The organism is Chitinophaga sp. W3I9 (genome assembly GCF_050434025.1).
Classification (GTDB): Bacteria; Bacteroidota; Bacteroidia; order Chitinophagales; family Chitinophagaceae; genus Chitinophaga.
The window spans coordinates 1,964,317-1,985,154 of record NZ_JBNPWC010000001.1 but is presented as its reverse complement, the minus strand read 5'-3'; the positions used below and the strand labels follow the sequence as shown (position 1 = coordinate 1,985,154).

Below are 20,838 nucleotides of genomic sequence, written 5' to 3'. Positions count from 1 at the left end.
TTAATTTAAAACCGGATGTTTGCTCCAACCATAAATGTTCTGGGCCTGGGATAATATCCTAAGTCCACTCCCGATGAAAAGCCTTCATTATATCCAACTTCGGGATCCATACCATTATATTTGGTAAACAGGAAAGCATTCAGCACGGAAGCATATAATCTTACTTTGCCCAGGTAATTTTTTTTGATCAGGTTTGAGAAATCATAACCGAGGGTAATCGTATTGATACGCAGATAATTTCCTTTATGTATGTACAGATCAGAGAACTGCGCCCAGTTGGCGCCATCTTCTGTGACCCTGGGAATTTTATTGGAAGTTCCCGGGCCATGCCAGCGGTCCAGTATTTCTGAGGTATAGTTACCAAACCCGCCCGGTCCCCTGTACGACTGTACAATTTGATTACCTGTTACGCCGGAGGCCTGTACTAAGAGATCAAACCCTTTGTAATCAAGCGTTATATTAAACCCATAGGTAAAATCAGGATTGGGATCGCCGATATTTGTTTTGTCGTTGGCGTCAATAACACCATCGTTGTTTAAATCAACATACCGGACATCGCCAGGCTTGGCGGTGGGCTGAATGGGATTACCCGTTTTGCCTTTATACGCCGTTACCTCATCGTCCGATTGGAACACGCCTGCGGTTTTAAGTCCCCAGAAATAGCCTACCGGTTCACCGTTTGCCGCCCGGTAAAATTCACCTGCATTGGCATACAGCACATTGGTATTACCATGAAGCACATGATCGTTTGTAGGAATATTCCCTATCCTGTTTTTATTATAGGCGCCGTTTACGCCCACTGAATAATGGAAATTTTTGCCGATGCTGTTTCGATAATTAAGCGCCAGTTCAACGCCGGTATTTTTCACATCACCGCCATTGATCAGCGGCGCATCTGCGCCGGCAGTAGCCAGAATAGGCACGGTAATCAACCAGTCTTTTGTTTTTTTGACATAATAATCAAAGGTTATATCCAGCCGTTGTAACACAGTAGCATCAAACCCGATGTTTGTTTGCTCCGACGTTTCCCATTTTACAACCGGATTGGCAATACGGCTTGGATAAGCTCCCTGTGTACTGGCTCCTTCCACCGGTCCGAATATATAACCCGCATTACTGAAGCTGATAGGAGACACAAACTGATATGCCGCTACATTCTGGTTACCTACCTGTCCCCAGCTGCCACGTAGCTTAAGGAAATTCAACCACTGCACACCCTGCATAAACTCCTCCATAGAAGTCACCCATCCGGCGGACACGGAAGGGAAATATCCCCAGCGATGATCCGGCGCGAATTTAGAGGAACCATCAGCCCTGAAGGTGAGGTTCAGCAGGTATTTCTCACGGAAATTATATTGCAATCGTCCGAAGTAAGACATCAACGCATTCTCAGACGGGCCACCGCCAAGACTCATATATGGCGCACCCTTGTTCACATTCTGCGCAACAGAAAGGTAAGCATGCTGCAGATCGGCAACACGCAGGTCCCAGTTGGAACCATTCATACCAACAGTTTGTGTTTTCAGCGAAGAGCTACCTGCCATTACACCAAAATGGTGATCAGCAGCAACATCAAAATCGTAGCTGAGTAAATTGTCGAACTGAATGGTACGCCCACTACCCATTGACTGGCTCACCTTCGAAGTGTCATTAAAGGAATAAATAGAAAGATGATAAACGGGTGTATAACCATGACCTTGATTCGCGTAATAGTTTAAACCCAGGCTGGAACGGAATTTTAAGCCTTTAATGGGTTCCGCCTGTATGTACACATCGCCAAATAAACCCTGGTTACTGTTGCGGTTCCGCGTGGTATAGTCCATCACTGCATAAGGATTGGCCTCTGTATTGTTCCACGCCTGATCAGGTTTTCCCGGGTACCAGCCTTTTTTATCGCTGCTGAAATAACTACCGTCCGTGTCATACGTGGGCAGGAAAGGGCTTGTAGTGAAAGCAGCACGTAATGTATTATTATACTGGCCGTCTATCGCAATTCCATGATTGTTTTGATAATTGAACGTAAGATGTTCTCCCAGCTTAACAATATTCTGGTACAGGTTATGTTCGGAGTTTATTCTAAACGTGTAGCGGTCAAGGTAAGAAATGTCCGATCCTCCTACAATGCCGCCCTGGCTGGTGTATCCCAGTGACAGGGAATAGGTGGAATTGGGACTGCCTCCCTGCACGCCCAATACATAGTTTTGAGTCGGCACATTCTTTTTGAACATCTGGTCCAGCCAATCTGTGCTTACCGGCAAATTGTTAACTACCTCGTTGCTGAAATACGGCGCTTTACCGGAGTTGACAGCAGCTTCGTTTATGATGGTGGCATAATCTTTTGCATTCAACAGTTTAGCCTTGCGGGCAAGCTGCTGGGCGCCATAAAAAACATCCAGGGTAACCTGCGGTTTCTGGTTGACTTTTCCCGTTCTTGTGGTAACCAGGATAACACCGTTGGCCGCCTGTGAACCATAAATAGCAGCAGAGGCAGCATCTTTCAGAATGTCGATAGAGGCTATGTCTGCGGGGTTCAGGTATGAAATGTCGCTGGTTTGAACACCGTCAACAATATATAAAGGAGAAAAGTTACCAACAGTACCCTTACCACGAATAATCACATTCATTCCTGCACCTGGCTGTCCTGAATAGGAAGTGATTTGTACACCCGGCGCCTGGCCTTGCAAAGCCTGCATGGCATTGGTAGTGTTCTGTTTCTGGATGTCCGCGCCTTTTACCTGGATGTTGGCTCCTGTAACGAGTTTTTTCTTCTGGGTACCATAACCAATTACTACTACATTTTCCAATTGGCTTTCAGCTTCCAGCAATTGAACTTTCAATTCGCGTGAGGTAACTTTTACCTCCTTTTCAACAAATCCAACGGATGTAATTACTATCACATCCCCCGTTGATGCCTCAATAGTAAACCGTCCTGCATCATCGGCAACGGTGGATACACGGGTGCTTTTTACGGTAACTGATGCTGCAGGAACCGGAGCGGACGTACTTTGACTGGTGATCGTTCCACTCACCTTTGACGTTTGGGCAAAGGCGTTCTGGCTAAAGGTTAAGGCCCCAAGCATGCCCCACAGCAGCAATATTCGCAAGTAAATGATTTTGAATGAATTCATAATTGTGGATTTAACTGACTACTTTTTATATCTATTTTTCTTCCATCGTAAACCACTTCCTTGTCGCATTTGGCATCAGGATCCAGGCGCCTGGGTTCTCCGGGCGAAATGATATTAATGCGAAGGGCTCTTTTCTGTAACATGCCTTTGAACGATCCTTTCCGCTCTCCGACAGTAACAGTTCCTGTTGCCTGGGTATATTTTATTGGAATGATGGAAAATGCACCTTCTTCATAATTGTAATTGGTGCCCTCATCTTCATACAGGTTGAAAGATGCGTCCGCACCAGTGTAAATGTTCAACGTAACAGTGTCGGCCTGTTTCTCTGCTGCATATTGTAACTCCGGCCCAAAAGGCAGGATAGATCCGGCTTTTACAAATAAAGGCATCCGTTCATAAGGCGCTTCAGCAGTAATTTTCTGACCACCTGCATACCACTTCCCGGAATAGAGATCATACCATCCTGCGCACTCGGGTAAATACAAGGCACGTTTTGTTTGCCGGTATTCATACACGGGGTTTACCAGCAGTGAAGGGCCAAACATATATTGATCAGCAATGTTCAGCACGGCGGTATCTTTTGCAAAGTCCATTGCAAGTCCGCGCATGATGGTATAGTCATCATGGTACGTCCACCCTGCCAGCGCATAGATATATGGCAGTAAACGGTAACGCAGTTTATCGTAATAAAGGAAACTTTTATAAGCGGGGTGATCTTCAGGAGCTGTGTTGAATACTTCCCGGTAAGGAGATTGCCCATGGGAGCGGAATAAAGGAACAAATGCGCCAAACTGCGACCACCGGGTCATCAGCTCTCTCCACTCTTCCAGGCTCTCTGCATCCGGGCTCTCAAATTTCCTTGGCACCACAAAGCCACCTATATCCATCGTCCAGTAAGGAAGCCCGGACATAGAGAAATTACTCCCTGCAGCTATTTGCGCTTTCATATCATTCCAGGTGGAACCGATATCACCACTCCATATCGCCGCCGCATAACGCTGCGAACCTGCAAAGCCGGATCGTGTCAGCAAAAAGACCCTTTTGTCCGGATCCGTTGAGCGTTGTCCTTCATAAATTCCTTTTGCATTCTGCAGCGGATATGCATTCAGGAACTCTGCCGCGCTACCCAAAGCAGTGGGTGTCATTTGCAGCTTTCTTTTTTCCGGGTTTACGTTGGAAACTATATCCGGTTCGCTGGCGTCCATCCACCAGGCGTCAATTCCTTTACTATAAATTTTTTCGTTGATCAGATTCCAGAATCCTTTCCTGGCGGCGTTATTGAAAGCATCGTAAAAAGTAGAAACGTATCCTTTGCCTATCCAATCTTTTTGCTGATCGGCTATGTTTCTTTTATAAAGCCATCCGTTTTTATCAAAGTCGTTATAGGCCGGTATACCGTCATAAAATTTCGGCCATACAGATATCATAATCTGCGTGTTGTATTTTTTATGCAACAAATCAATCATGCTGTCGGGAGAAGGGAAACGTTTTTCGTCAAACTCCTGGCTGCCCCATTCCGCTTCTCTCCAATAATTCCAGTCCAGCACAATGTTGTCGATAGGAATTTTTCTTTTACGGAATTCATCAACAGTATTCACTATCTCCTCCTGTGTTTTGTATCTCTCCCTGCTTTGCCAGAAACCTAACGCCCACTTTGGCACAATAGGCGCCTTACCTGTAAGCGTACGGTAGCCGGAAATTACCTCGTCCATATTATTGCCATACACGAAATAGTAATCCACCTGTTTGCCGGCTTCGGAACAAAAACCAAAGCTGTTTTGCTGATCAGGGCTCAATGGCTCCTGCCATTTTAAAGAAAGGTAGGACTCGCCCCCTTCCGGTAGCCATTCAATTTTCACCGGTACTTTTTCTCCTTTTTTGAAATCCCATGGAATCAATGCAGATGCGGGATTCCAGGCCTTTCGCCAACGATCCAGCACCAATTTTCCATTCAGCCATACTTTTACCGAACCGCCATAAGTGAAGCGGAACTGATGTAACCCCGACAGGTGACTGGAAAGGCTTCCCTCCCAGGTCACCATACCGGAAGCTGGGGTAAATTCCCGGGGCAGTAGAATTTTTGAATCTCCCAAAAACTCCATATCAATATTTCCCTCTGCTCTTTCAATATTTATCTCCTGCGGTTTATGCATGTTATTGGAATAGGAGGCGGTAAGCCAGCCGGTTTCACCTTTCTTTGAAAAAAGCTGCATGGAAGAAAGCGGGTGAAGCGGCCTGATATCGCCGGCCCTGGTGAGGGAATAATTATCCCAGAGAATGCCATAGTTTTTATTGGAGATCATAAAAGGAATGGCCACTTCGGTATTGTTCTGGAAGAAGGTAACCTGTTGGCCCCGGTAATTCATTATACCGTCCTGGTGTTGTCCGAGTCCATACCATGCGTCCCCGTCGGCCGTCTGGAATGTTTGGGTAATGGCGTAATAACGTTTACCGTCGAATATGGCGGATTGAAAATCCCTGCCAAACGGCTGTTTTTCTGACAGGATTTTTTTACCTGCCAGATCCGTGAAAGTAACGGCGCCGGTTTTCCGGTCTACCGTGACGATTAATTTTTTTGTTTTGAGAGTCAGGTTTTCTTTAGAAGGAATGAAATCCCAGGTGAGCCCTGGTTTTTTATGATAAACAGTAACCAGGCTGGTACCGGCCACTATTTCTTTCCCGGGAGCTGCCATCACCCTGATAATATCGTCCGACACTACTTCAAGTTTAACAGCATACGTTGAACCCGTTAGCAGGGAATCCGTAAAAACGATCACCCCATCAGGAAGAGTAATATAGGCAGGTGGCGCCGCAAATAAGTTATTTAGTAACGCAGAAGCCAGCAGGCTAAACAGCAGTAATCGCAATTTCATATACGTGGATTAGATGCTGTAAAACTATTGCTATGCTGTCAGAAACCGGGGCGTCAAATGATTCAACAAGGGGGCACAAATGTTACAAATGACTGAATATCACTGGTGTATTTTTGACAGGCGGTGCGTTAAAGACTTTTGTTTTTAAGATTTGCCACGTATTCGGAAGGGGTAGTTTTGAACTCCTCCTTGAATAACTTACGGAATACTTTCGGATTATTGAACCCGACTTGATAGGCAACTTCAGAAATGGACATCCCGCTTTTGTCCAGCAATTGAACGGCTCTTTTCAAACGGATGGAACGGATAAAATCCAACGGCGACTTACCCGTTAACGAATGTATCTTTCTATATAAAGTAACCCTGCTCATATACATCTCTTTACTGAACTCATCCACAGAAAACTCCGGGTTGTCTATTTGCTTTTCAATAATTTCCAATGCCTGTTGAAGGAATTTTTCATCTACGGGCGTTATGGTCACTTCTCCGGGGTTGACTTCAATCTGCTTCTGAAACCTCTTTTGCAATAATCTCTGCTGCGCCAGCAGATTATTGATGCGGGAAGCCAGGATCTCAAAGGTGAAGGGTTTGGTAATGTAATCGTTTGCGCCTGCTTTCAAACCTTCCAGTTGTTTTTCCTCGCTTCCCATGGCAGTAAGTAAAATAATAGGAATATGAGCAGTGAGTGTTTCGTTTTTAATTTTCCTGGCAAGTTCAACGCCGTCCATTAAAGGCATCATGATATCGCTTACCACCAGATCGGGGTTTAACAACTTTATTTTCTCCCAGCCTTCCTTTCCATTTGTGGCTTCTTCAACATGATATTGCCCTTTCAGGTTATCCTTTAAGTAAAAGCGCAGGTCTTCATTGTCTTCCACTATCATTATCGTCTTCTTCTTATCACCTTTTTTATTTTCCTCCGCCATTATTTGCTCCGTTTCGCCTGAAAATGCGGGATTAGCCAGGGGCCGGGGAGAAGAAACATAAATTTTTCTTGCGGGGAACAATACCGTAAAACAGGTACCCTGATCCGGTTCGCTCTTTACGGTGACGATGCCGTTGTGCAATTTTACAAACTCTTTTGTAATGGCCAGGCCGATGCCGGTTCCCTGGTTTACCATACTTTCCGGAACATCCGTCTGAAAAAAGCGTTCAAATATCTTTTCGTGCTGATCGGCCGGAATACCAATACCGGAGTCTTTTACCTCGATAGCAAGTGTGCCATCGGACTCATTATCCGCCGGCTCCTTATAGATCAGGCCAACGCTCACCGTTCCGCTGTCATAAGTATATTTAAAAGCGTTCGACAACAAGTTGAATAAAATCTTTTCAATTTTATCTTTGTCAAAATAAATTTCGAGGCTATCCGTGTCAGATGAGAAAGAGAATTGGATCTTCTTTTTCTCTGCAATATCTGTAAAGGAATAACTGGTTTCCCTGCAAAACCGGACAATATCGCCTATGGAAGGATGCAACTTTACTTCCTGCACCTCCATCTTCCTGAAATCGAGCAGCTGGTTTACCAGGTTTAATAAGCGTTTGGCATTACGCTGTACCAGCCCTAATTGTTTTACCTGCTCTTCATCTGCCGTATTTTTAATGATCTTATCCAATGGTGCAATGATCAGGCTTAACGGCGTGCGGAACTCGTGACTTACATTGGTAAAGAATTTTGTCTTTAACTGCTCCAGCGCATGCGCTCTCTCCGCTTCCCTGCGCTGTTGCTGCACTTCAAAACGCATCCGTATCCGGTCTAATGTAATGCGCCGGATAAGCAGGAACAACGCTGCAGCGATCAACAGATATATAATGTAGGCAACAGGCGTTCTCCAAAACGGGGGTTCAATATTGATCTGCAACGTTTTTACGTCACTCCATAGGCCGGACCTGTTCAAAACTTTTACCTTGAAAACATAGTGACCGGGATTTAGATTTGTATAAGTGGCTCTCCGCTGGTTACCATCTGCATATAACCAGTCTTCATTAAACCCTTCCAGCATATATGCATATTTGTCATATGCGTTATGAGAAAAATCAAGCGCAGCAAAGTCAATGGAGAAAACATTTTCCCTATACTTCAGATCAATATGCTGAAGCTGGGATAAAGAACGTTTGAGCAGCACCCGGTTATTGACCAACTCGCCGGGTTCAACATCTTTATTTAATATCTGAAAACCGGTGAAAACAATTTTAGGATGATAAACGGGTTTACCAATAGCAGCAGGATTGATAATATTAAAGCCCGAAGGGCCACCAAAGATCAATTCGCCGGTCTTCGTTTTTAGCGCTGCATTATCATTGAATTCGCGGTTCTGCAGGTTGTTGGTGGCATCATAGGTAACCACAGAAATAACCATATCCTTATTTTCCTGGTGGGGAGTAACGTTACATAACCCGTTAGGTGTGGATATCCAAAGCGCGTGGTGATTATCTTCCAGGATATTCAGGATCATATTATCAGGAAGTCCGTTGGACATGGTGAATGTATGAAACTCCTTTTTTTGTTCATCAAACAAATTCAATCCCTCCCTCGTTCCTACCCAAATCCGGCCTTTACTGTCTTCCAGAAGACAGATAATCCCATTATCACTTAAACCATTTTTTTTATCTGTTACCAGGTAAAAAACACTGGTGGCTTTATTCTTTTCCATAACGGCAATACCGTAAGCCGTACCAATCCATAAATTCCCCTTTCTATCCTGCATAATAGCAGAAAGATAATCGGAAAGTAAAACTCCCCGCCTGGTGTTATAATGGCTAAACTGGCTTGTTCTTCTGTCGAAACGATCCAGGCCGCCACCCAAAGTGCCGATCCATAAGTTCTGATCCCTGTCTTCAAATATCTCCCAAACCTTGTCATCTGCCAGACTTGAGGAATCATTATCATGATGCCTGAACCGGGTGAACTTCTTCCCATCAAAACGATTGAGGCCACCCAGGTAAGTCCCAATCCAGAGAACATCTTCATGATCGATCCATAAGCTCACAATGACGTTGTTACTCAGGCTGTTTTCATTTTTTGGATCGTATAAGTATTGTTTGAAAGTATTATTCTTCCTGTCAAAATAAATCAGGCCACCGCCATTGGTACCGATCCAGATGTTACCTGCCTTGTCTTCAACAAAACGGTTTACATCGTCGAATTGCGGACTGTTTTCATTTAGTTCCTGGTGATGGTAATATGGAAACTGAATGATGTTACTATTATAATAATTTATGCCCTGCTTATAAGTTCCCAGCCATATAATCCCCTGGTCATCTTTATACAAGGTGGTGATACTGTTCTGACTGATGCTCTTGGGATCATTGGGGTTGTTCAGCAGATAACTGGTTTTGAATCCGTTCTTTTTGTCGATCAACGTTACTCCTCCGTGATCGGTTCCTATCCAGATCAAACCATTACTATCCTGTACAACCTGGCTTACCAGTTCCGCATTCAATCTCGCCGGATAAGAATTCTTATCAAACTGTTTGATAGTATTATCTTCCGGGTGAAAAAGAAAAATTCCGAAGTTGTAACTCCAAAGCCAGATGTCATTATCATGATCTATAAAAAGATGATAGGGGTTATTAGCTTTATTCTTCTTCAGTAAAGCATTGGTAGAAAAAATTATTTTATCCAGCTTTATATCATATTCCTGCAAAAAACCTGATTGGTATACCAACCATAACTTCCCATCCGATGTTTCACTTACGGAAGTAATTTTCCCGGAAGCCGGCGGTGCTTTCTGATTAAATGGTTTTACAATTTTATCGTTTGCTGAATACAGGAACAAACCCTTATCATCATACAGGAACCAGTACCTGTTATTGTTCCCCTTCACTATATTGGTAACACCACCAGATGGCAAACCGATGGAATGCAAATAGTCATCAGCGTTGTCATTAAATTTCTCGGTATCGGGGTTATAAATACAAGGGCCACTCACGGTCGACAACCACATTTTCCTGCCCGGAAGCTCATAAAGTGACACAATATTATTGTCCCTTATTGAAGAGCTGTCATTGTGATCCTTATGAAATATCCTGCAGAAATATCCGTCATAACGATTAAGTCCATATGCAGTGGCAAACCATAAAAAACCATCCCGGTCTTTTAGCACTGCATTTACCTGGTTATGCGACAGACCCGTATATGTATTGAGCTTCGAAAAATTATAATGCTCACTTTGCGATAAAACAACAAGGGACTGCAGTAGCAAAATAACCCCAAAAAGGTAACGCATTACTGTAGGTTTTAGATAAAAAAGTTTACGCCTCCCAGACATTCATACACTAGCGGCTGTTGCCGCTTTACCTGCCATTCCGCTGATCATTAAAGATGCCCGATAACGTTTTTACTTTTGCAAAAAGCAAAAGGTACTTCATTCCTGTGAGACAGACCCGATTTGGCAAAAAACGGCAATAACCACGGTAGTGATTATTGCCGTTTTTTTTCCAGGATCATGACTTACTTTCTTAACAGGCGTATTTCATACACAGGACCTGCAATTGATCCTTTGTCCGCCAGGAATTTAATCCGCATAGATCCATCCTCTGCATAGTTAATATCCGTAGGCAATTCGTAATCGATGGCATAAAATGTATCGCTCTGCCCTTCCCGGAGATCGACCTTAGCCAGCTGCCGGTCGTTGACCCATATGGAGAACTTATGGTTAAATTCTTTCCCGAAATAAGTAACACGTATTTTCTTACCCGTCTTGTTCTTATCTGTTAATTTATAACTGAACCACTCTCTCGCTGACCGCCAATGCCTGTTAAAGCTAACACCGGCAAAGGAACTCTCGTGTAAGATTGCGTGATCCGATTCGGGTTGCTGTTCCCCGGCCGCGATCACATCGATCGTATTGGCGGCGAGGCTTGCTTCCAGCGAATCTTCTTTAGCCAGTTTTGATTGTAAAGCCGCAAAACCGCTGCTGGATTCTTTTCGCCAGTATACGATATAGCGGGCATCCTGTATTTTATAGAACGGCACCAGCTTCAAATCCTTATACTTTGCAGGATAAATTATTTTTCCAGCCGTAAAAGACATGGGCGCATGCTTGTCCTCCTCAATCATAGCTGCGTCGTTTGTGGCATCGCTTACAAAAACAGGCATATCGGTCATTTTGTAGAGTTCACCGCCGGCAATGTGCCCCCATCCGGCTGTCGTCGGCCTCGCGTGATTTCTGGAAAAGCGTATCAATTACAGCAGCCAGCAGGATAGGCCCGTGCAAAACAGCCTCATAGGGAGATCCGTCAGGAAGCGCTTCTGTGCTGGTTTGCATAGGCGTCTCCACTGTAATAACATCTCCCTTCTTCCATTTCCGTTTTAAATTTATATAAGAGGAAGGCTTACCGTTGACGGCTACGGATGCACCATTGATCTTTACCTTCAGTGCGCCTTCTTTTACCCACGAAGGATACCTGATGTTCAGGTCAAAACTGTTCTTATTAACACCCACTATTTTCAGCGTGGTAATGCCCTGTTCAGGAAACGCAGTTTCCTGCCTGAACAGCAGTCCCTTATCTTTCCACTTGAGTTCAGACGGAATAAACAGGTTAACAAAGAGCTGGTTATCAGAATGGGTGTAAATCATCTTTCCATATTTGGCGTGATTTTCCAACCCGCTGCCAACGCAGCACCACATACTCGTTTCCGGCTGAGAGTAAACCCGGTAATGACCGGGGCGCATGGGCGTAAAATAAACAAAGCCTCCCTTCCCGGGGCGCTGGGTAGTTAGAATATGGTTGTACAAAGCTTTTTCGTAGTAATCAATATAAGCCACGTCCGGATCTGATAAATATAAATCCTCCGTAAGCTTGAGCATATTGTAAGTATTGCAACTTTCCGGTCCCTCTACGCTGGACATCATGGTAGAGAAATCATTAGAGGGATTAAAATGCTCCCTGACGCTATTCCCTCCTGTTGCTATAGTGCGGTGATGCACGACCGTTTGCCAGAAAAACTCCGCGGCATGGTTATAAGCAGTGTCTCCACTATAATCGGCGATCCGCTTAAACCCGATTATTTTGGGTATTTGCGTATTGGCATGTAAGTTATCCAGCTTATCCTGGTCCCTTTCCAGGGGTTGCAAAATAGCCTGGTGCGAAAAGCTGTAAGCGGCGTCCAGGTATTTTTTATTGCCCGTAATGCCGTATACATCCGCCAGCACTTCATTGACACCGCCATGTTCATTTCCAAGCAGCTCCTGCATCTGCTCCCTGCTGAGTTTAGCAGTCATTTCACAAAACCAGTCCGCAAACCGGATCAGCATCTGACCGGCAGTTTTATTATCTGCATACCAATAAGCATCCCGGAGGCCCGCAAAAACTTTATGTATATTGTAGAAAGGCACCCATTTCCGCTTATAATCCGCGAAATTTCCTTCCAGTACTTCTTCCCAAAGTTTTCTACTGCCCGGAACGCCGCCCAGGTAACCATTGGCGTTTTTGTCCTGGCAAAGTTTCAACTCACCTATCATATAATCCAGGCGGCCGGACATTCTTTTATCACCCGTGGAGGCATACATCATGGCTAACGCAGAAAGATAATGCCCGCAGATATGACCATCCAGCCCGGAGCTTTCCCAGTTTCCATAACTTCCGGATTTTTCAGGAAGACCAGCCTCCCTGCGAAACGGCGCCAGCAGCTTGTCCGGGTTTAGGGCAAGGATATAATTAATGTCAGTTTGCTCCTGCTCTTTGAAAATACCGGGGAGCAGCCGGACATCATTTAAAGAAAAAAATTCCAGCGCTTTATGGCTTTGCGCATGTATGGATAATGGAATTATGAAAATCAATAACAATATACGTTTCATAAAAAACACTTAAAATTTCCCGTGGACAGAATTTTAATAAGTGTCAAAATAACAATAATAATTGTTAAAACCAATGCCTGTTTTATATTAAGGAGAAATTAAATTTGTAATCATTCCAGTTCTATGATAGCCTTAATGACCCCGTTAGCCGGATCCAGTAAACCTTCAAATTCACCGGTAATGTTTTCAAATGCTATACGATGCGTGATATAATTAGCAGGCTGCACCCATCCTTTTTTAATAGAGGCGATGACATGTTCAAAGTCTTCCCGCGTAGCATTACGGCTGCTCATTAATGTGGCTTCCCGCTTGTGGAATTCCGGGTGACTGAAACTGATCTCGCCTTTTTGCAAACCAACAAGCACATATCTGCCGCCATGCGCAATATATTGAAAGCTGTTATTGATCGCCTTCAAACTGCCCGTGGCATCTATTACTACTGCAGGCATATCGCCGTTCGTTATAGCAACCAGTTGCGCTGATACATCTCCGGTGGATACGTTTATAACATGCTCAACGTTCAGCTTTTCTTTGCAAAATTCCAGTCTTTTTGCATTCATATCCATGGCAATTACCTTCCCGCCCGCAATGCGGGCAAACTCCATGATCCCCAATCCAATAGGGCCGGCGCCAATAACCAATACGAACTCACCTCGCTTTACCTCTGCCCGCCTGATACTATGTGCCCCGATAGCCAGCGGCTCCACCAATGCCAGGTCGTCGTAGCTCAGTCCTTCCCCATGTATTAACGAATAGACAGGCACATTCAGGTATTCCGCCATTCCTCCATCTATATGAACGCCACAAACATTAATTTTAACACAGCAATTCGGTTTTCCTGACCTGCAGGCAACGCAAACCCCACAGTTAAAATAGGGGATAAACGTTACGATCTCCCCATTTGCAAACCCTGCTGCTCCATTGGCTTCCACTAATTCTCCCGAAAGCTCATGTCCTAAAACACGCGGATAATTAAAATAAGGTTGTGTTCCTTCGAACGCATGCAAATCCGTACCGCAAACGCCAATTCTGCGGATCCTGATCTGGGCGTAGCCTTCCCCGGGCAGCGACCGGCTTTCTTCTTTAAGCGTTAATTTCCCGGGCTCATCACAAACTATTATTCGCATATTAGTATTTTAAAGTTGAAATATCTGTTCCATCATCACCCATTTCTCTTCTCCCTTTGCCCAGGGCAAAGGCTGCTGAAACTTCCACATTAACTGCTCCCATTCCTGCACTTTGGGATTGGCAGCATCTGAAGCATTCTTTGCTGTCTCATTATAGAGATCATTGGTTTCCATGATCATCATCAGGCGGTTACCTGTTCTGTAAATCTGCATGTCCACGATCCCTGCATCAAGAATGCTTTTTCTTACTTCCGGCCAACCATTTCCGGCCCTGTGCCAATAATCATATTCTGCAATCAGCTCCGGATCATCCTTTAAATCAAGGGCTAAACAATATCTTTTCATAGTGCTAATTAACTTTACAAATAGCTGGCAGCATAGGACTGGTCAATCAGTCCACGCTTTTCCATTTCTTTCCAGAACCCTTCCGGGATAATGGAGTGGGGCAATGCAACATTCTGTGCTACCCTTTCTGCCTGTGTTGTATTCAAAGCGATACTCCTTACGCCGGGTGCATTCATGCCAAAAACTGCGCAGGCGGCTACCGGTTTTATTTTATAATCCTGGCACAACTGGTAAAACTGCTGTCGCCAGTGATATAATTTTTTGTCTTTTTCCGGGTCTGTTAACTGATAATTATAATAAGCAGATCCTGTTAGAAAACCTCCGTTAAAAACAGAAGAATTTATGACTGTGATGCCCTGTTGCTCAAGTTCCAGCATAAAATCCACCAACGCCGCGGGATGACTGTGAATAGTCATGCTATTCGCAATCATTACCCAGTCGAGCTTTACATCCTTAACTATCCGGGCTATTACCCGCCAGTCTTTTGCCCCCACGCCGATAGCCCTCACCCTGTCCGCGGCTTTTAATTCATGTAAAGCACGGTAAGCATCCAATATATCCTGGTAGCGTTGCTTTTGCTCCTGCTCATCCTTTGATGCGGCGAGGTATTCATCGGGATCATGTACAGATACCAGCTGCGCGTTATAATTACCGAGCAGTTTATTTCCCTGCTCATAGCATTCCAGGATACCATCGTAGCTTATATGCTGAATGGCATCATGTTCCAGGTTTTTCCATATCCCCGGCTCAAAAGTGGGTTCGGTTGTTTTTAATGCCGTGCGCAACCAACCCAGTTTGTTGCTGATCAGCACATCCGAAGGACTGATCAGCAATTGTTCCAGGCTGCTGCCCAGCGCCTCCAGTGCCAGGCCGGCGCCATATTTACCGGCCGAATCAAATACAACTGGCTTTGGAGAGTGTTTGATGCTCTCCTTAACGATAGATAACTTCACTTCATCCGGTAGCGCCACATATAAATTTCCTAACCCGCTGGTACCAAAAATAACTTTGGGCAATATGAGTTCCTGCATATAAAAGCCACTTATTTTCAAAGAATAGTTGAAACAGATAATTGCTCCTGCTTCATTTTTACCAGATGACCTTTAAATCCGAAATAAGCCACCACAGCAAAACAGGCCAATGGCACTGCGTAACCATATTGGATATTACCGGTTACATCGCTTATATAACCGAATATCCTCGGTAACACGGCGCCTCCAACAATAGACATAATGATTAAACTACTTCCAAATTCAGTATCGCCGCGTAATTCCTTTATGCCCAGCGCAAAAATGGTAGGGAACATAATGGACATAAAAAAGCAAATGCCAATAACCGCATAAACAGTGATGATACCGGTTCCCCCCCCCCCCCCCCCCCCCCCCCAGATGGCGATCAAACAAAGCAGCATACTGATAACTGCATACACGGCCAATAACCTTGCGGAACTGTAGTATTGCATTAAATAAGTACCGATAAATCTTCCAATTAAAAATGCCAGTCCGCATAACCCTAAATAATCAGCGGCCTTTACCTCCGATATACCAGCCGCCTTTGGTGCGTACAGAATAAACAAACTAAACACACATACCTGGGCGCCTACATAAAAGAATTGCGCAACAACGCTCCAGGTTAAATGACGGTGTTTAAACGCATGAAAAATATTCTTACTGGCCACATGACCTTCATTTGTTTGAATAGCCGGCAAACGGGTAAAGGCAAAAATCACGGCGATTAATACAAGTACGCTTCCGAGAATAAAATAAGGCATTTTTACGGTGGCCGCCTCGGCGGCAAGGGCCAGCTTCCGGCCTTCTTCCGTCATGGCACTTAACTGCGCCGCTGTGTAGCCTTTGGTTAGTATCACACGCGCACCAATCACGGGCGCGAGTGTAGTAGCCAGGCCATTAAATGACTGTGCGAGATTAAGCCGTTGGGTAGAGGTGGCAGGATCTCCGAGTGAGGAAGCATAAGGATTCGCCGCCGTTTCCAGGATAGTTAATCCGCAGGCGATTATAAACAGCGCTATGAGAAAAAACGCATACTGCTGCGTATTGGCGGCCGGAATAAATAAAAATGAGCCCAATGCAAACACCAGCAGACCGGTGATAATGCCCGCTTTATAGCCATATTTTTTCATGATAAAACCGGCTGGCAGCGCCATCAGGAAATAAGCGATGAACACAGCAGAATCAACGAGCGTAGCCTGAACGGTTGTCAGCGTAAATGATTTCTGCAAATGCGGGATAAGTATGGGATCCAGGTTATGTGCAAAGCCCCATAAAAAAAACAGGCTTGTAATCAATATAAACGGGAAAAGAGTATGGGACTTTGCCATATGAACGTCTTAAATTTTACAGGTAACTGGTTGGGTGAAAAAACATCTATACAATCGCTCCTTCAATTTTTAACACAAATGCCTCTTTGCACGGCGGTTGTTCCGGCAACTGCACCTTCAACCCTTCGGATGTTTGTTCAAAACTCAGTCGGTCATTTCCCAACAGGCTTACCTGGCTTACTTTTCCAACCTGACCATTCGCTAATGTTTTAACCAATGCAGTTTTATCTGCCGGCCATCCCAGCATCACCGCATAAAGCGTTTTGCCTTTCGCCGTAAAGCGAATATCTCCCGGTCCAAATGGTTTGCCCTTTCCTTCGTTAAAGCCCTGTGCGCTCAAAGCTACCACCGATTCCATGGCAGGCCCTTCGCCAAATACTTTCCAGGGACGGGTGCTGTAAATGGCTTCGCTGTTGACCTTCATCCATTCTGCCACCTGTTCCACTACAGCCTGTTCTTCACTATCGATGCTGCCGTCACCACGTACAGGCACGTTCAGCAATAGGTTCCCGTTCTTACTTACCACATCGGCAAGCGTATGTATCACCGTTTTGGCGCTTTTATATCCTTTGTTATCATACAAACGGCGATCGTAGTGCCACCCGCCAATACAGGTATCCGTTTGCCAGGGCAGAGGCTCTATCTGGTTACTCTGTCCACGCTCAATATCCCAGATCATGCATTTGCGTTGCTGTTCGTCTAACATTTTACCGAACAACGCAGCCTGCAATTTTCCGTGTTTTTTGATACTGGTGTTATAAAGATGTGCTGCTACTCTTAATCCGGCATCACTCACCGGCCAAAGCGGCAGCGCATTATCATCAAAATAAACGAGTTCAGGACCATACTTATCGATGAGGTCAATAGTCCGGTTTACAAAATTATCGCAGTACGCCTTGTCAGGCACACTTGCTCCATTCCCCCAATACCAGCGGTCGCCCATACTGCCATCATTCAGGCTGTCCTTACTCAACGCATGATTTTGGGCATATAGTTCCTGCGGATCATAACCATTCCACCATTTATTGCTGCCATCGGCTTTAGTCAGTTTGCCATCATAAGGCACACCTGCATAAGGACCGGATTTGTCGGAACGCTGCGCCACCTCATACCAGGTCCACGCGTGAGAGGCATGAACCGTTACGCCAAAGGGCAGTCCCTGTTCTTTCGCTGCTTTTGCCCAGCCTCCGATAAGATCTTTTTTGGGTCCCAGTTTAGTGGAATTCCACTTGTGATATTTGCTGTCGTACAGATCAAAATTATCGTGGTGATTGGCCATGGCCATAAAATATTTGGCGCCGGCTTTTTTGTATAAGGCAACCAATTCTCCCGGGTTCCAGTTCTCCGCCTTCCAGTCGTTTATGACATCCTTAAAACCAAATTTTGAAGGGTGTCCATATTTCTGCAGATGAAATTTATACTGATCGCCACCTTCCTGGTACATACCACGGGCGTACCAATCGCCGCGTTCCGGCTGGCATTGCGGCCCCCAGTGAGCCCAGATCCCAAACTTTGCATCCCTGAACCAATCCGGTACCTGGTATTTCCCCAGTGAATCCCAGGTAGGTTGAAATGGACCGGGCGCCATACGTGGAATAGACTGAGATGTTAACAAACGGTGAGCATAAAGATTAGATAGATATAAAGATGACAAACCTGTAGCCAGGCCCTTTATCAGCGTTCTTCTTTTCATGGAATTTATTTTTTATTAGCTCAACACAAGCCTTTAATGGCGAATGATATTGATAAATCAAACTTACTCCGAAATACTTATCAAACATTTGGCTTAATAGGACTTTTCTTTATACAAAACCGACTATTTGCTTATTATTGTGGTGGTGAAACCGAAATATTGGAAAAAACAGGATACCGGAAAAGTGAAAGCAGCTTTCCTCGACAGGCCATTCAACAATTAATTGCACGGTATGATTAAAAGAGCACTAAAACATACATTCACGTTATTGAACGTTGATCACGTAAAGCTCGACTCCAGGTGGAATTACAAAAATGTGATCAGCCCGTATTTCAGGCTATACTATATCGACGGCGGAGAAGGGGAAATCTGGGATGTTTCTGCGAAGATCAAACTTGAGCCCGGTTTTCTGTACATCATACCAAGCTTCACATTATGTAACCTTGTTTGCCCCCACCATCTCAGCCAGTTTTTCGTCCAGTTTTTTGAGGAATCATCGGATGGCATTTCTTTGTTTGAGAATAACAGGTCCATTCTTAAAGTAAAAGCAACTGAAATCGATATACTGAATTTTGCGCGTTTGCTGGAAATAAACCCCGGCAGGGGCATTAATCGCTCTGACAATCCAAGGGTGTATGAAAAAAATATTTTCTACAAAGAATACCAGGAATTGAATAACCGGCAAAGCATGTCCACATTCGCGGAAACACACGGTATTCTGCTCCAGCTAGTTTCACGCTTTCTGACACAGGAAATACTTACACACAAAGACGGCGGTCATGTGCCGGTTAAAATTCTAAACGCCATCAGTTATATTCAATTAAACCTGAACCGCGATTTATCGGTCACCTCGCTGGCAAAAAGAGCGAACCTGCATACAGATTATTTTTCACGCCTTTTTCATCAACACACCGGAGAAAGGCCGGTAAGGTACATCCATGAAAAAAGAATTGAAAGAGCGCAGTACCTGATTGTAACCACGCAGATGACCTTTGCTGACATTGCTACGCAAACAGGTTTTGAGAACGTATTTTATTTCTCTAAAATTTTTAAAAAAATTACGGGAATGTCTCCGGGGAATTACAAAAAACAAATGGATATGATTGGTTTTTAGATGTTGGAGAGTGAGGCAATATTCATCTTCTAACGGCAACTATATCTTTCGGATAAAAATCCATGTCCCTGAAACTGCTATCATCAATATTATACAATATAACCACAGCAGCCGTTTCAAAACTCCAGTATCCTTCAAAACCTCCTTCACCTTTGGCTTTGTGTGCATCATAGTTAATAAAGTCCTTCTTACCCTGATACCAGCTGCTCAAATATTCTTTGATTAGAGCTACCTGTTCCCCCGCCCCTGACCTGCGTCGCTTTGTACAAAAGCTCAAAAGACTTTGGGTAAATAAGTTGATCAGTTGCGACTCTGTCTGTTAGCTTAGTTATTAACAGAGCTTCAATCAAAGCATCCTCTCCGTTGCTGTGAAGATGATTAGCTATTTGCTGAAACAGCTCAACAGGCGCATCAAAGATAATGCCCCAGCTAATAAGGGTAAGCACCCGGTAGTAATCATGTGTCAATAATAAATGCTTTTTATTATCCCCTGTACTGATATTCCGGTTGTAGGCTACCCATGCTTCTATTAGTTGGGGGTAATCAGCTTTAATATCCTCTATTGGGCTTCCGCCAGAGTATTTTAAAGTGATAAGTCTTTTACAATCATAATAGAGATTTTGGGTGATGCTATTTTTCTTCCATTTTTCCGGGAAAGGTGTCACGTTCAGCTTGCCCTGCCGTTCATGAACAGCTTCAATACAATCGTCCATCAATTTTGCCAATAGGCGCTATCTCTTAACGGTTCTCTATGCATATTTTCATTAACTAGCTTAGTTTTTCAACCTGGTCATGTAACTGCTGATCCCAGATAAACTCCATATTGAATTTACCATCGGACTCCAATCTAAAAATAGCTTTGTTCCATTTGTTGTTTTCACCTTCGGTGGTAATACTGCGGAGTTCAAGAATATCAAATGTCAACTGGAAATCAAATTCGTCGACATCTATTTGCTTTTCCTCATGGGAGGTATTTATGTAAGTTCCGGTATTACTAACCATTCCATCCAGTACTTCCAGGTTTAATACGGCGCTTTGCCAGTCTTCTTTTATTACGCTGGAAATATTCTTTGCAATGGCCAAATAAATCTCATCTACCGTCATAATCTGTTTTTTTTGATAATTACATTTAAACCGTCAAACAGTTCTTGTAATTTAAACATTAAAAGGATTAGTACAAACAATAATCACGGAATAAAAGACCTTAAAAAACACACCTTACCACGCTAAATAATTTTATACCACAAATTTGGAAAGCTGCTGCCAGATGAAATTGTAAGAAAATGAAAACAAGATTTAACCGTCGATAATAAAAATTGAAAAATCTGGTTTAATTACCCTATTTTATGTATGTGCTGCACCGGCACTTTGTTAACAGAAACAGGCAGGCTACCGATGCCGGGGATACCGTGAGCGTGAC

14 protein-coding genes are annotated in these 20,838 nt (G+C 44.2%); 1 reads left to right on the top strand and 13 read right to left on the bottom strand.

Going from position 1 to position 20,838, the window contains the following annotated elements; genetic code table 11:
* Positions 1 to 5: 5 nt before the first annotated feature.
* From QFZ51_RS08490 to QFZ51_RS08445, 10 genes are all read right to left on the bottom strand, one after another.
* Positions 6 to 3,128, bottom strand: coding sequence for a SusC/RagA family TonB-linked outer membrane protein (locus tag QFZ51_RS08490; RefSeq protein WP_429045045.1), 3,123 nt, complete (start codon positions 3,126 to 3,128; stop codon positions 6 to 8).
* The gene (locus QFZ51_RS08485) at positions 3,125 to 6,001 is read right to left on the bottom strand and encodes a TIM-barrel domain-containing protein (protein WP_429045043.1); all 2,877 of its coding nucleotides are present in this window, start codon (positions 5,999 to 6,001) and stop codon (positions 3,125 to 3,127) included. The genes QFZ51_RS08490 and QFZ51_RS08485 overlap by 4 nt, the downstream gene beginning before the upstream one ends.
* 128 nt (positions 6,002 to 6,129) lie before the next feature.
* Positions 6,130 to 10,227: a two-component regulator propeller domain-containing protein gene (locus tag QFZ51_RS08480; RefSeq protein ID WP_429045042.1), complete on the bottom strand. Its 4,098-nt coding sequence runs from the start codon at positions 10,225 to 10,227 to the stop codon at positions 6,130 to 6,132.
* Positions 10,228 to 10,451: 224 nt separating this feature from the next.
* Positions 10,452 to 11,099: a DUF6805 domain-containing protein gene (locus QFZ51_RS08475; RefSeq protein ID WP_429045040.1), complete on the bottom strand. Its 648-nt coding sequence runs from the start codon at positions 11,097 to 11,099 to the stop codon at positions 10,452 to 10,454.
* Positions 11,100 to 11,118: 19 nt separating this feature from the next.
* Entirely contained in the window at positions 11,119 to 12,801 is a 1,683-nt protein-coding gene (locus QFZ51_RS08470) for a glycoside hydrolase family 127 protein (protein ID WP_429045038.1), read from the bottom strand.
* A 110-nt stretch (positions 12,802 to 12,911) separates the two neighbouring features.
* Positions 12,912 to 13,928, bottom strand: a complete 1,017-nt coding sequence (locus QFZ51_RS08465) for a zinc-binding alcohol dehydrogenase family protein (protein ID WP_429045036.1) — start codon at positions 13,926 to 13,928, stop codon at positions 12,912 to 12,914.
* Between the two features lie 9 nt (positions 13,929 to 13,937).
* Complete coding sequence (locus QFZ51_RS08460) at positions 13,938 to 14,273, bottom strand: L-rhamnose mutarotase (RefSeq protein ID WP_370909472.1); 336 nt, start codon at positions 14,271 to 14,273, stop codon at positions 13,938 to 13,940.
* A gap of 14 nt (positions 14,274 to 14,287) precedes the next feature.
* A complete protein-coding gene (locus tag QFZ51_RS08455; protein WP_429045034.1) occupies positions 14,288 to 15,304 on the bottom strand; it encodes an aldo/keto reductase in 1,017 nt (338 codons plus the stop codon).
* A 17-nt stretch (positions 15,305 to 15,321) separates the two neighbouring features.
* Entirely contained in the window at positions 15,322 to 16,611 is a 1,290-nt protein-coding gene (fucP, locus tag QFZ51_RS08450) for an L-fucose:H+ symporter permease (protein ID WP_429045032.1), read from the bottom strand.
* Positions 16,612 to 16,657: 46 nt separating this feature from the next.
* Positions 16,658 to 18,304, bottom strand: a complete 1,647-nt coding sequence (locus QFZ51_RS08445) for an alpha-L-fucosidase (protein WP_429045030.1) — start codon at positions 18,302 to 18,304, stop codon at positions 16,658 to 16,660.
* A 232-nt stretch (positions 18,305 to 18,536) separates the two neighbouring features.
* Here QFZ51_RS08445 and QFZ51_RS08440 point away from each other — a divergent pair, with 232 nt between their 5' ends.
* The gene (locus QFZ51_RS08440) at positions 18,537 to 19,418 is read left to right on the top strand and encodes a helix-turn-helix domain-containing protein (protein WP_429045028.1); all 882 of its coding nucleotides are present in this window, start codon (positions 18,537 to 18,539) and stop codon (positions 19,416 to 19,418) included.
* Between the two features lie 22 nt (positions 19,419 to 19,440).
* On the opposite strand, the gene QFZ51_RS08435 is transcribed toward QFZ51_RS08440, so the two are convergent.
* Genes QFZ51_RS08435 through QFZ51_RS08425 form a run of 3 tightly spaced genes read right to left on the bottom strand, consistent with a single transcriptional unit; the run spans position 19,441 to position 20,522 of the window.
* Positions 19,441 to 19,629, bottom strand: coding sequence for a PoNe immunity protein domain-containing protein (locus QFZ51_RS08435; protein WP_429045026.1), 189 nt, complete (start codon positions 19,627 to 19,629; stop codon positions 19,441 to 19,443).
* On the bottom strand, positions 19,607 to 20,131 hold the full coding sequence (locus tag QFZ51_RS08430; protein ID WP_429045025.1) for a PoNe immunity protein domain-containing protein: 525 nt from the start codon (positions 20,129 to 20,131) through the stop codon (positions 19,607 to 19,609). The genes QFZ51_RS08435 and QFZ51_RS08430 overlap by 23 nt, the downstream gene beginning before the upstream one ends.
* Before the next feature lie 55 nt (positions 20,132 to 20,186).
* On the bottom strand, positions 20,187 to 20,522 hold the full coding sequence (locus tag QFZ51_RS08425) for an immunity protein YezG family protein (protein ID WP_429045023.1): 336 nt from the start codon (positions 20,520 to 20,522) through the stop codon (positions 20,187 to 20,189).
* Positions 20,523 to 20,838: the final 316 nt, after the last annotated feature.